This is a genomic window from Streptococcus oralis subsp. oralis (assembly GCF_002096495.1).
GTDB classification, from domain to species: Bacteria; Bacillota; Bacilli; order Lactobacillales; family Streptococcaceae; genus Streptococcus; species Streptococcus oralis_CU.
This window is the reverse complement of sequence record NZ_NCUO01000012.1, coordinates 273,428-287,407: the sequence shown is the minus strand read 5'-3', so window position 1 is coordinate 287,407 and position 13,980 is coordinate 273,428. Positions and strand designations below refer to the sequence as shown.

9 protein-coding genes are annotated in these 13,980 nt (G+C 41.2%); 3 read left to right on the top strand and 6 right to left on the bottom strand.

From position 1 onward, the window contains the following. Positions 1-104: 104 nt before the first annotated feature. Positions 105-1,484 carry a H2O-forming NADH oxidase gene (nox, locus tag B7717_RS06775; protein ID WP_000036761.1) on the bottom strand — a complete coding sequence of 460 codons (1,380 nt, stop codon included), beginning with the start codon at positions 1,482-1,484 and terminating at the stop codon, positions 105-107. A gap of 307 nt (positions 1,485-1,791) precedes the next feature. Here nox and B7717_RS06770 point away from each other — a divergent pair, with 307 nt between their 5' ends. From B7717_RS06770 to B7717_RS06760, 3 genes are read left to right on the top strand one after another with little or no spacing between them, the layout of a single operon-like run. Further along, positions 1,792-2,721 carry an FAD:protein FMN transferase gene (locus B7717_RS06770; RefSeq protein WP_084944699.1) on the top strand — a complete coding sequence of 310 codons (930 nt, stop codon included), beginning with the start codon at positions 1,792-1,794 and terminating at the stop codon, positions 2,719-2,721. Between the two features lie 18 nt (positions 2,722-2,739). Then, positions 2,740-3,345: an NADPH-dependent FMN reductase gene (locus tag B7717_RS06765; RefSeq protein ID WP_000915935.1), complete on the top strand. Its 606-nt coding sequence runs from the start codon at positions 2,740-2,742 to the stop codon at positions 3,343-3,345. A 17-nt stretch (positions 3,346-3,362) separates the two neighbouring features. Next, on the top strand, positions 3,363-4,607 hold the full coding sequence (locus B7717_RS06760; RefSeq protein ID WP_042902502.1) for an NAD(P)H-dependent oxidoreductase: 1,245 nt from the start codon (positions 3,363-3,365) through the stop codon (positions 4,605-4,607). Positions 4,608-4,689: 82 nt separating this feature from the next. Here B7717_RS06760 and B7717_RS06755 read toward each other — a convergent pair whose 3' ends face one another. From B7717_RS06755 to B7717_RS06730, 5 genes are all read right to left on the bottom strand, one after another. Beyond that, entirely contained in the window at positions 4,690-4,947 is a 258-nt protein-coding gene (locus tag B7717_RS06755; RefSeq protein WP_000371290.1) for a DUF896 family protein, read from the bottom strand. Between the two features lie 41 nt (positions 4,948-4,988). Continuing rightward, positions 4,989-7,025 (bottom strand): glycine--tRNA ligase subunit beta, encoded by a 2,037-nt coding sequence (glyS, locus tag B7717_RS06750; protein ID WP_084944431.1) that lies wholly within the window; start codon positions 7,023-7,025, stop codon positions 4,989-4,991. Positions 7,026-7,285: 260 nt separating this feature from the next. Beyond that, on the bottom strand, positions 7,286-8,203 hold the full coding sequence (gene glyQ / locus B7717_RS06745; protein WP_000038733.1) for a glycine--tRNA ligase subunit alpha: 918 nt from the start codon (positions 8,201-8,203) through the stop codon (positions 7,286-7,288). A gap of 381 nt (positions 8,204-8,584) precedes the next feature. After that, positions 8,585-8,956, bottom strand: a complete 372-nt coding sequence (locus B7717_RS06740; protein ID WP_084944430.1) for a GFA family protein — start codon at positions 8,954-8,956, stop codon at positions 8,585-8,587. A 316-nt stretch (positions 8,957-9,272) separates the two neighbouring features. Further along, a complete protein-coding gene (locus tag B7717_RS06730; protein ID WP_084944429.1) occupies positions 9,273-13,784 on the bottom strand; it encodes a S8 family serine peptidase in 4,512 nt (1,503 codons plus the stop codon). Positions 13,785-13,980: the final 196 nt, after the last annotated feature.

Genomic DNA, 13,980 nt, shown 5'->3' with positions numbered 1-13,980 from the left:
GCCAGATTAGAATGAAGTACAAGATAGAAAAAGGATGATTGTCTGGGTACAGTAATGTAAAAAACTATCTGACCTTAACCTAAGGCCAGATAGCTCGTCAATTTTTATTTTTCAGCTGTAAGTGCAGCCATTGTGATGTAATTGTATGGTTTGTTGAAATGTGGCAAGAAGAATAGGTCTGTCAAGGCCAATTTATCGATTGTTACATGCTCTTGGATAGCAAGTGAGAACATGTGAATTCCCATACTGATAGCAGCATCATGTGAAACCATTTGAGCGCCAAGAATTTCGCGGCTGTCTTTGTCAAAGACAATCTTGATGGCAACTTCGTGGTTGTCATGTTTGATAAATTCTGGTTTTTGAAGATCGTTAAAGCCTGTTTCAGTTGCATTATAGCCTGCAGCTTTGGCTTTTTCAAGAGTCAAACCAGTCGAAACCATGTGAAGACCGTAGATAGAGATACCGTTTGATCCTTGTACACCGATTCCTTCCAATTCATGACCACAAGCGTTATAAGCACCAACGATACCAGTACGTACAGCATTAGATGCAAGAGCGATGTAGCTTGTATCTTTACGAGCATTGTCATAAACAGTTGCACAGTCACCAACAGCGTATACACCTGGGATAGATGTTTCTTGTTTCTTATCTACAAGGAAAGCACCGTTACGGAAGAGTTCAATCTTACCGTCAGCAAGAGCTGTGTTTGGACGGAAGCCAACAGCAAGAACCACCATATCTACATCAAATGTTTCTTTGTCTGTTACCAAGCGTTCAACTTTACCATCACCTTGGATGGCTTTAACTGTTTGACCAAGAGCCAAGCGGATGTTGTGGTCTTCCAAGTTCTTCGCCATCATTTGTGTGAAATCTTTATCATAGTAGCCGTTCAAGACTGTGTCTACGATATCGACAAGCACCACTTCTTTTCCAAGACGCTCGAAAGCTTCGGCAAGTTCTACACCGATGTAACCACCACCAACAACGGCAATGCGCTCAAGGTGTTTGCTCTTGTCTTCAAGTTTTTCAATAACTTCTTCAGCGTTTTGGTACAATTTAACAAATTGTACATTTTCAAGAGTTGCTTTGAATTCGCGGTTGCCCTTAACGATTTCAACACCTTCGATTGGAGGCAAGATTGGAGTTGAACCAGTTGCAAAGATCAATTTGTCATAAGACTCTTTGTGTTCTTTACCTTCAACTTCTGCAGTCACAACTTTGTTATCGTAGTCAATTGAAAGAACTGGTGAGTTCATGTAAACTTTAGCACCTTTTGCTTCCAACTTTTCTTTATCAGAGTAGAAGAGACCTTCTGGGCCATCAATTTGTTCCCCGATCCAAAGCGCCATTCCACAACCAAGGAATGAAATATTTGAGTTTTGGTCAAATACTACGATTTCGTTCTCATGTCCGAAGTTGTCCAACATGGTATTAATACAAGCTGTACCAGCGTGGTTAGCACCAACTACAACGATTTTACTCATAGAAAAATTCCTACCTTTAATTTTTGATTTACCTTTCTAGTATATCATTTACTGTTAGCGTTTACAAGGTATTTGCTCAGAATTCTCTTTTTTTCAGAAAAAAATACACTTAATATTAACAAACCTTATTTTTCTATCGTTTTCATATTAATTTTGAGCATATTTCTTGACTTTTTGTCAAAATTCATTTGTGAAAACGCTGACTTTATGATATGCTAGATACATGGAAAGAAAATGTAAGGGGTTTAATTTTTCTTTAACGACCTTATATTGAATGATTTCCTATAAAGAGAAAGGAGCTGGTAGCTTGCCTCTTCATTCACGTTCTGAACGGCTAATGGGAACAACGATCACGATTTCATTAGTAGATGAACAGGCTGATTGCCTACTTCAAGGAGCCTTTGATTTACTCAAGGAGCTCGAATACCGCTTCAACGCCAATAGTCAAGAATCCGAACTGATGGAAATCAACTACCAGGCTGGAATCGCACCTGTTAAGGTTCATCCTGACCTATTTGAACTGATTGCTCTTGGACTGGAGCATAGCCTAGCTCCGTCTAGCCATCTAAACATCGGCATTGGCCCCTTGATTCAAACCTGGCGAATTGGATTTGCAGATGCACGGCTTCCAGACTCTAAAGAAATCGAAGCTGTCTTGCCTCTAGTTGACCCGCATTTTATCAAGTTGGATCCGGCTAGCTCTACTGTCTTTTTAGAGAAGAAAGGAATGAAGCTTGATTTAGGTTGTTTAGCTAAGGGCTATAGTGCAGATAAGGTTGCCCAGTATTTGAAAGAACACGGTGTCACCTCTGCCCTGATCAATCTCGGAGGAAATATCCTCACCATCGGGAATAACCAAGCCAAAGAAGGGAAAGCCTGGCAGATTGGTATTCAAGATCCGCGAAATCCTCGTGGCAATCATCTCCTAACCATTCCTGCTTCTAACAAATCCGTTGTCACTTCAGGTATCTATGAACGCCACCTGACAGTAGATGGAAAAGACTATCACCATATCTTTGATAGTGAGACAGGATTTCCTGTCGAAACCGATCTCGCTAGCCTAACGATTATCTCTGATAAATCTGTTGATGGTGAGATATGGACAACGCGCCTTTTCGGAGAACGAAGCGCTTCTATCCTCTGGCAAGTCGAAAGTATAGATGGTATCGAAGCCATTCTCATCGACAAAGAGGGACGCCTTGCATGTTCTTCAGGCCTTCAAAATTGTATTATGTAAAAAGAGAAAGGAAATCTCATGCTAAAACTTATTGCCATTGTTGGAACGAACTCTAAACGTTCTACAAACCGCCAATTGCTCCAATACATGCAAAAACACTTTGCTGATAAAGCTGAAATTGAACTCGTTGAAATCAAGGATATCCCTGTTTTCAACAAACCAGCAGATAAGCAACTTCCAGCTGAAATTCTTGAGATTGCAGCTAAAATTGAAGAAGCTGATGGTGTGATTATCGGTACTCCTGAGTACGACCACTCTATCCCTGCAGTTTTGATGAGCGCTCTTGCTTGGCTATCTTACGGTATCTACCCACTTTTGAACAAACCAATCATGATCACTGGTGCTTCTTACGGTACACTTGGTTCATCTCGTGCTCAATTGCAACTTCGTCAAATCTTGAATGCTCCTGAAATCAAGGCAAATGTTCTTCCAGATGAATTCTTGCTCTCACACTCTCTTCAAGCATTTAACCCAAGTGGTGACTTGGTTGACCTTGATGTCATCAAGAAATTGGATGCCATCTTTGATGACTTCCGTATCTTTGTGAAGATTACTGAAAAATTGCGCAATGCACAAGAATTGCTTCGCAAAGATGCAGAAGAATTTGACTGGGAAAATTTGTAAGATAGGAGACCGAAAGAATGAAATTTGTTGGACTTGTTGGATCAAACTACGATCAATCATATAACCGCAAACTCTTGGAATTTATCCGTCGCAATTTCAAATTCAAATTTGAATTAGAAGTCCTTGAAATCGACGAAGTTCCAATGTTTAACCAAGACGAAAAATGGGACGAAAGCTTCCAATTGCGCTTCTTGTATAACAAGATTACACGTGCTGATGGTGTCATTATCGCAACTCCTGAGCACAACCACACTATCTCAGCTTCACTCAAATCTGTACTTGAATGGCTTTCATACGAAGTTCATCCATTTGAAAACAAGCCTGTTATGATTGTGGGTGCATCATACTATGACCAAGGAACATCACGTGCCCAAGTTCACCTTCGTAAAATCCTTGACGCTCCAGGTGTCAATGCCTACACGCTTCCAGGTAACGAATTCCTTCTTGGTAAAGCTAAAGAAGCTTTTGATAACAATGGAAACATCACCAACGAAGGAACTGTTAAATTCCTTGAAACTTGCTTAGATAACTTTGTAAAATACGTAGGAGTCGTTTCGAAATTGAAAAAACCAAAACCAATCGAACCAGAAGACTTGGATTGTGGAAAACCAATTGCTACAACCATTACAGAAGTTGACCCTGACGATCCAGAATGGGTAGAAAAAGTTGCAGCAATCACTGGTGCTGTTTCTGGTGATACTTATGTCAAATTGGACCACGGTATCCTGACAGTTAACCAAATCGATATGTTCTTGAAAGCTATGCCATTTGAATTGACATACGCTGACGACAACAACCAATTCCTCTACTACAACAACGCTCACCAAGATCCAGACACCATGTTTGCTAAACGTGTACCACCTCAATCAGGTAGCCGTATGTCGACTGTTCATGGATCCCTCCCACCAGCACGTATGAAGAACGTAGAGTGGGTTATCGGAACACTTCGCAACGGAAACCAAGAATACGTTCGTACGATTGTTCCAGGTTCTCCTGCAGGTGTCATCAACACCCACAACTACCAAGCAATGTACTATCCTGATGGATCATACGCTGGTATCAATGAAATCGTCTTTAACTTCCAACCATGGCTTGACTGGTACCTAAAAGAGACTGGTCAACGTTTGGTGGGTGGTAGCGGACCATTTGCTCCTGCAGCTGGAGGTCATGGAGACACCGATGCTACTTCTGGCGCTTCTGATTCAGGGGATGCTGGAGGCCACGGTGGTGACGCTGACGCTACATCTGGCGCAAGCAACTAAGAAACCAAAAGGAGCCATTTGGCTCCTTCTTTTTTATTACAACAGAAAAGGGGAATGTAAATCATCTACACCCCCTTTCATTTTACGAGTTAGGATCATCTATACTACGGCCGTGCAAACCTTTTTCACGTTGTACTTGGCGTAGTTTTTCTGGTGTGACATCATTTCCTTCCTCGTCCACAATTTTAATTCCTTCAATGTGGTGACGAACAGAACGACGATAGCCTTCGATGTACTCCTCACGAAGTTTAGCTTGTTCTACTTTTTCAGCAGAAGTTAAGCCTTCTGTTTTTTTCTTTTTGGCAAGCTCGTTGATACGAGCGATTTTTTTCGGATCCATTTCTTCTCCTTTGTGATAAGATACAGTCCGTTTGACTGAGTTTATTTAGTATTGATTTGGTTAAAACGTGCGAGCTTAGCTGCTTTCTTGGTTAGTTGCGACAAGATAGCCAAGCGATTTTGTCGGACAGCTTGGTCTTCAGCCATTACCATGGTATTTTCAAAGAAAGCATCAATAACTGGACTAAGCGCAAAGAGTTGTTCTAATTGCTGACTTGCAGGCCCCGACAAAACAAGAGATTCTACAGCTTCTGCCAAGGCTTTCTCTTCTTCATTCTCAAAGAGAGCAGGATCAACAGTATCAGTTCCTTCGGCTTTTTCTACCAAGTTAAAGGCACGTGAGAGGGATTCGACAGACGATTTGAAATCTTCTTTCTTGCTTGCTTCGACAAGAGCACTTGCTGCTTCTAACATATCTGCCACAACAAAGTTTGAACTTGCAAGGACTGCTTCCTTAATGTCTTTTGGAGTTGAACCCATCATCTTATCAACACGAGCCTTGATAAAGTCCATAACCTCTGCCTTATTTTCATAAGTCAAGCTGTCAAATTTCAAACTGTAAAGGCTATCAATTAGCTCATCCATAGCAATGTGCCAACCAAAAGCATCCAAGATACGAACCACACCTTGGGTCGCACGACGAAGGGCATAAGGGTCATTAGAACCTGATGGAATCAAGCCTACTGAGAAGAAACTCAAAATCGTATCCAATTTGTCTGCAATGGCTAGAATGGCTCCAACCTTGCTCTCTGGAAGTTCGCCTTCGGCTGATGTAGGCATGTAGTGTTCACGAATAGCAGCTGCCACTGCTGGAGTTTCACCAGCAAGAAGGGCATATTTTTCACCCATAATACCTTGGAGTTCGTCAAATTCACCAACCATACCCGTCAACAAGTCAAACTTGTAAATGGCTGCTGCACGAGCTAGATCAACCGTTTCATCCACTGACAAACCAGCTTTTTCTGCCAAGAGAATGGCAATCTGCCCCGTACGAATCATATGTTCACGAAGAGAACCAATCTTTTCATGGAAAGTGACGTTGTTTAATTTTTCAACAAGGTCAGAAATGATCAATTTTTGGTCTTCACGCCAGAAGAATTCTCCGTCCTCCAAGCGGGCTACCAAGACTTTTTCATTTCCCTTGATGACATTTTCCAAATGCTCTGCATTTCCGTTACGAACAGAAATAAAGTTTGGTAAGAGTTTACCGTCTTTATCACGAACAACAAAGTAGCGTTGGTGTTCCTTCATCGAAGTCACCAAGACTTCTTCTGGAACCTCAAGGTATTTGGCATCAAAACTTCCCATAAAGGCAGTTGGGTATTCAACCAAGTTCAAGACTTCGTTCAGTAAGTCAGCATCAATTTCGATACGTACACCATGTTCAGCTTCGATTGCCTTGATTTGGTCAACAATCATTTGCTCACGTTCACGAGGATCCGCAATTACAAATTGTTTACGAAGGTCTTCTTCATAGCTCAATGCTGACTGAATCTTAGTTTCTTGTCCCAAGAAACGATGACCGCGACTCACACGATCGCCCTTGATATCAAGGAAATCCAAATCAAACTCTTCTTCATCTAAAAGAACAGTTAAAGTGTGTACAGGGCGGATGTATTCAAAAGTGTTGTTAGCCCAGTGCATGCTGACAGGGAAAGTCAGTGACTTCAAGACGTCTACTACACCTGGAACAATGGCTTCAACTGGTTGCCCCACTTCTTCCTTGGTAACATAGACATATTCTTCACCTTTGATTTCACGGAATTCAATATCTTCAACTGTCAAGCCTTTTCCACGGACAAATCCTTGAGCTGCTTTGGTGAAGTTTCCATCACTATCCAAGGCGATTTTCTTTGCTGGACCCTTGAAATCTTCTGTCAAATCAGACTGTTTGTCTGCAAGTCCAGTCACACGAACAGCCAAACGACGTGGTGTTGAGAAAGTTTGAATGGCTTCAAAGGAAAGACGATTTTCTTTGAGGAAGGCTGCCATTTTTTCACCTAGTTGTTTTTCACTTGGAGTTACCACATAGGCTGGTAACTCTTCAAGACCGAGTTCTACTAATAAGTTTTTTGTCATGTTTTTTCCTTTACATTTTCTTCAATCTTTTTTGATATGCACCTTAGGTACTGGGGACGTCGCTAACTAACTTTTGTGAGTCTGCAAGGAAATCTTACACCAAATAAACTACGATTTCCAACAGTCTCATCACAGTGGATTTAGCTGACTGATTTTTGAACCCAAGGTTTCAAAAATCCCCACATAACAGTACGGCGGTGCATATCCCTCTAGCAAGTCTTCGACTTGTCTTTAACGATTTTAGAGCACAGTATTACTTACTATTCTGCGTCTTCTGCTAGGAGTTTAGCTCGTGTTGCTTCATCCAGAAGTGGGTAGCCTAGGCGTTTACGTTCTGCGACAAATGTTTTGGCTACGACACGGGCCAGGTTACGGATACGGGCGATATAGCCTGCACGCTCCGTTACGGAAACGGCACCACGCGCATCAAGCAGATTAAAGGTGTGTGAACATTTGAGAACATAGTCATAGGCAGGGTGAACCAAGCCTTCTTCCAAGGCACGACCAGCTTCCTTTTCAAACTTATCAAAGTTTTCAAGCAACATTTCTTGGTCCGAAATTTCAAATGAATATTTTGAATGCTCGTACTCAGGCTGGATAAAGATTTCTCCATATTTTACACCATCTGCCCACTCGATATCATAAACAGAGTCTACTTCTTGGATGTAAGAAGCCAAGCGCTCCAAACCATAGGTAACTTCCGCAGTCACAGGGCCAGTTGCTAATCCACCGACTTGTTGGAAATATGTGAACTGGGTGATTTCCATGCCATCAAGCCAAACTTCCCATCCAAGACCAGCTGAACCAGTCGATGGATTTTCCCAGTTATCTTCAACGAAGCGAATATCGTGTTCCAAAGGATTGATACCCAATTTTTCCAAAGATTCAAGGTAAAGTTCCTGGATATTTGATGGAGAAGGCTTCATGACCACTTGGAATTGGTGGTGTTGGTAGAGACGGTTAGGATTTTCCCCGTAACGACCGTCAGCAGGACGACGTGATGGCTCTACATAAGCCGCATTCCATGGCTCAGGTCCGATAGCACGAAGGAAAGTGTAAGGACTCATTGTCCCCGCACCTTTTTCATTATCATAAGCCTGCATAAGCATACAACCTTGGTCATTCCAAAATTGTTGTAAAGTAAGGATGATTTCCTGGAAAGTCAATTTTTTAGACATTATTTACTCCTTTTTCTATAAAATACTTGCGACACGAGTCTGCCTCGTCGATTATACGAGGCAAGACAAGTTAGTACTGCGTCTAGCTCAGCACTCTAGTGCTGAGCGTGGGGCAATCCGACTGTAAGGAGGTCTCTGCCACTGACGCAGTGAAATGTTAATTTCTTAGACATTGTTTACTCCTTTTTTATAAATTACTTGCGACACGAGTCTGCCTTGTCGATCATACGAGGCAAGACAAGTTAGTGCTGCGTCTAGCTCAGGCACTCTAGTGCTGAGCGTGGGGCAGCCCGACTGTAAGGAGGTCTCTGCCACTGACGCAGTGAAATGTTAATTTCTTAGACATTGAATACTCCTTTAATTTATATTATCTTTTTAGATTTATTCATCAAGCAACCAAGAAAAAGCTGGGTCCTGAAAAATATGACGTTTGGGAATAGTTTGTAAATTCTGATCGCATTCGTCTATTATACCTAATTTCAAAGCACAGACTTCTGGTATATTTTCTTGAGCGGTGAAAATTTGACTATGACAGTTCTGACAGTAATAGCGTTGTTTTCCTGGAGATGAACTATAGGTAACCAACTGTTCTTTTCCATGCAATACTAGGTTTTTACTGCTAACTTTGGCATTCACTGTATAGGCAGACGCAGTTGCTTTCCGACAGAATGAGCAGTGGCAAAAAACTAATTCCGACAATTCCTCATCTAAAGTGTAGGTCACTGCTTTGCATAAACAAGATCCTTTAAGCATTATGCTCCTTTCTACTTAGGTATTAGACGAAATTCAAAAAGAACCGAATTTCAACACCCAAGCCTTGCGACTAGGGGCGTCAGAAACGCGGTTCCACCCTAATTTATTACTTCATTGTTTTTAAAAATACGACAGAAAGCGCCAGTTTCTTACCTTGTTCTACTTGGCTCCCACTACCCCAAGCTCGCTGAAGAACGCCATAAGACTTTCTTTCCTAGCTAGTATTATAGCAGATTTTCTAGCTAGTGTAAACCAAAAATGAGTCTGAAAACAAAGTTCCAGACTCATTTATTAGTAAAGCTTCAGAAAGTCCTATTTAAGGATGTCTTTTCGCTTTTGGTTTTTTGCCATGTAGATTTCTCTTGGCTTGTTTCAATGCTGTAATGGCATCTTTGACATCTTCTTGGCTCGCTCCTGGATCTTTAAGGAGTTCCTGTGCCTCTTTAAAAGTTAAAAGATAAGCTGCTTTTTCTTTCTTGTCCGCATAGATAAATCTCGCGTTTTTTTCTTGGAAAAGGCGTTCATCCTTGACCAGTTTCTTTAGACTAGAGAAGTCTGTTGCCTTGCCATTTAGTTTGCTTTTAGCTGTTGCTAGGGCAATGAGAGATTGGTCAATTTGATCCTGTTTGACTTTAGGATCTACAGCCAGTAAGGCAATTTCTTGGAAGGCACGATCATAAGCTCGACGTACTTTTTCCTTGGCATTCGCATATCGTCCAGTTTTAGTCGTTGCGTAGTAAGCTTTCATAGCTTCTTTCAAGGCTGTAACGTTCGAATCTTTTCCATCCAAAGCTTTACCAGCAGCCTCAAGACTAGCGAGAACGCCATCAATCAATTCTTGCTTTAATTTGCTTGACAAGGCTGACTGTGCCACTTGGAAAGCTCGGTCATAAGCTTTTCTCTTATCTGCACTACTATTAAAGTAACGAGACGTTTCTACCAGTTCTTTTTGTTGATTTACCGCAGCAATCAAGGCCAACTTAGACACAACAGATAGACGCAAAGCATTATTTCGACCTGGCTGAACGAGCAAGGAAACGAGATCTTCAAGGAGTTCATATCCAGTTGGCAAGGTGACTTGTACAGTATAACGACCTGTAGCAACTTTCTTACCAAAGGCGTATTGACCGTATTTTTCAGCAGGAAGAGTGATACTTGTCCCATCTTCTCCTTTCAGAACCACTGTAGTCGTCTTTGGAACTGCTTGGTTGAAGGAAACAGACACTGGTGCATATTCTAGGAGATTTGCTAGGAAGGTAATGGTTTGGAAACTATTTTCTTCCGTCAAGTCAAACTCTTGGGACAAGGCACTGATAAATTTCAATTCTGTTCGGTCATAACTGAAAATTTCTGCTGTATAATGACCAAATTGTAAGAAATGAATCGCTTTTGTCTTGTCGACATCGACATATTGTCCCTTGCTATTTTTGATTCGATAGACGTAGAGGGTATCAATATCTTGTTTTGTTTTTGCATCCTTCAAGGCAATTTTCACTCGACCACTATTTTGATCGCGGACAAGTTCGGCAAGTGAGATATAGTCTACATTTCCTGCATAATCCTCTACAAGATAGTAAATATTAGCCTTGTCAACATTCTTAGGAAGTGTATAACTACCGTCAGCATTGGCCTTAATCAGAAGGGTGTTCTCAAGCGCACGAGTTCCAGACTGGTCTTTCCCAGTTAAAACCATGGTCCCTTTCTGGTCAAATGGTGTGATATAGAAGACTTTTTCTGAAAGGATACCACCTTGACCCACATCTTTTGGTTTTCGAGCTACGAATTCTTGATTTCCATCTTTAAAGCGAATATAACCACTTGTGATGACAGGTTTTTGAGTATCAATCTGAATTTTAAAGGTCGTGTATTGTTCTTTAGCTCCTGGAACGTCTGGTGTATAACTAATAACATAGTCATATAAACCATCTGCAACGGTATTGCCATCAAAATCTTGGCCTCTCCAAGCAGTATTATCTAGAATATAACTCTTCAGATTTCTACTGTCACCATCAAAATAATTCTTACGAAGATCCTTTGCATCGCCCTCCCAAATAGGATGTTCATGCTTGGTATCCGTAGCCGCATAAACTGTAGCCCGAAGATTTACAAGATTTCTCAAAGCAACCGTTTTGTATTCAACTAGGTCTTTGTTTCCATCATCATTTGGAGAAATGGCAATACGGACATTCCCTTTTTCGTCCAACTGAAGAACATGCTTGCCTTCAGCATTTTGTTCAATCCCAAGAACGGTAATTCGGCGTCCTTGGCGTTGACCTTTAGACACTAGAAGGTCATTTTGCAAGGTTGCGAGATAGGTAGCATCATTAGAGTAGTTAACGGCAGGATTTTCCTTGTCTACTTCCGTGTAAAATCCATTTTTCCCTTCTCGGACAAGGTTGTAAATTGGTTTTTCGACAGCAGGGAGATTTTGGAATTCTCCTCGGAAGCCCATAAATGCAAGACTCACAACATCCCCATCATCTGCTGGATCTACAAATCGAACAAAACCTTCAAGGAAATAGCCATTTGGCATTTGTTTGCTGAGTTCAGCAGCAAATTTTCGAGCATCTACTTTAACAGTGACTGTTTGACTGCTGTGGGCTTTGACTGTCACTTCAGGCCAGACTGTCTCCGTTAGTTTTCGAGGTCGAAGGGTGAATTTTCCATCTTGGACCTCGTCTGTATTGGTATTCACTACCATCTTGAGAGTGCGGTCAGTATCTGAAATATTGTGTACAGTGACCTTGAAAGTAAATTGATCTCCAACATTTCCTAAAGTCACGCTTGGATAACCATTTTCACCCGTTACATAGAGGTCTGTTGACACTGCAGCAGCTGTATCCACAATACCAGAACCTTGCTGACGAGGAGAGGTATAAGTGCCTGTGTCCTTATTAACATGTGGTTTTGCAGTTGACATGATCAATGCCTTGACAGTCTCTGATACTTGCTCAGGAGTCAATTCTGGATGGTGTTTTTGAAGGTATTCCTTAACCAGAACTGCAACACCCGTAACGTGAGGAGCCGCCATACTGGTTCCGCTGATACTACCATAGGTATTGTCATTAAAGGATGAATAGATATTGCCGCCAGGAGCTGTCACGTCCGGTTTCAATTGTCCATCGGTAGTCACTCCCCAACTTGAAAAGTCAGATAGCTGATTGGCTACATCAGAAGGGCGATTATCCATCTTGTCATTAAAAACAATCTTGTAGTTTCCTGATTTTAAGGCTTCACCATACTGTTTAGAAATAAATACAGAAGGAATTTTCTTTGCTTCATCATCAATAGCCATATTGATATTTGCACCTTCTACATTATTGTAGATCAAAGCACCAACTGCACCGTGTTTTCGTGCATTTTTGATCTTCTCTGAAAAGTTCATGGCTCCACGCTGAATGAGGGCAAGTTTCCCAGTTAAATCCAACTTCGCAAAGTCTTCTTCACGACCTAAGCCTGCTTCGACGTATTCGTACTCTTTTCCTTTTTCAAAGTCCTTATCTGCTTCAGGTTGATTATAATCAAATTTTCCGTTATGAAGGCCGGCATTTCCCTCTAGACCTTTAACTTCAAAAACGGCTGTTGTCAATGTTTTATTGTTGACAGAAGCAACTGAAATCGAATCCTCAACAGTGGATGGATTTCCAACCAAGCCATAGTCTGGGTTTTCAGCTAGTGGTTTTGAATAACCATTTCCGAATGTATTACTATTTCCTGCTGAGATAAGAACAGAAACTCCCTTGGCACGAGCCCGTTTGATGGCATCCACAATATCAGAACCAGCATCGACCATAGAACCAGTGCTAGATCCCAAACTCATATTAATGGCATCTGCTCCTAAGGCAACTGCGTCATCAATCGCCTTTACATAAAGAGCAGAACTGGTCGTCTTTTGGCGATCTGAAAAGACACGCATAAACATAACTTGGGCTTCTGGTGCAACACCATAGACCTTTTCACCATTCGGTGCTTCTTTATCAGGGTTTCCAGCTGCAATCCCTGTTACGTGCATCCCATGAGAAGTTCTTTCTGCTTCTTTGATCTTATCTGTTCCGTCAAAGTAGTCATAGGCATAGACAACCTTATCGCTATACCATTTACCGTAGTCGATTCCAGCAGCCTTTTTAGCTGCTTCGATGGCTTCCTTGTTTTTAAATTTTGCTTTTGACGGATCCGAAATTCGAAGAACCTCATGATTCAAATCAAGCCCTGAGTCAATAATGGCAACAACGGTCCCTGTCCCCTTGTAACCAGCCTTCCAAGTTTTCGGTACTGTGATGATATCATTGCTTGAAAGACTATTTGGTTTTGCAGACTCAGTTTTTTCTTGTTCTTTTTCTGTAGTTGCTGTTTCTCCAGTAGTTTTAGGAGCTGTCGTTGCTTGAGTCTCTTTTTTCTCTATTGTAGAAGCCTTCTCAGTAGCAGGCGCTGGACTGGTAGCGACTGTTGTTTCTTTTTGGACGACACCTTGGTCTACTTCTTTTGCAACTGCGCTATCTTTTCCTGATTCTTGGGCTTCAGCAGTTTTATCAACCGGAGCATCTACCTTAGCATCTTGTTTACTAGCATCCTCTTTAGAAGTTTCAGCTTCTTGTTTCTCTCCAACTACTGGTGCTATCCCATTAGTATTGGTTTGGTCAGTTGAAGAGTTTGAGTGTTTATCGTCTTTTAGCTCTGTCTTAATTTCCTGAGTTTGAGCTTGATTTTCACCTGTACTCTGCTCATTGGCACTGACTTGACTTGCTCCAAAAACCAAAGCAGTTCCCAATAAAACTGAAGCAAGACCAAATTTGTATTTCCGTAATGAAAAACGTTGTCGTCTATTCATAAATAATCTCCTTTTTCTTTAAAGTATACCTATTATAACGCAAATAATCAGAATTTTTCATAAAAATCTGAATTGTCACAAAAATGTAATATTTACGTATATATTTCACTTGTTTAACTTTATTATTCGTGTTATTCGCTCCATCAAACCAATATTTTCTAAATTCGTTCCTATATTTCAATCCATAAAATTATTT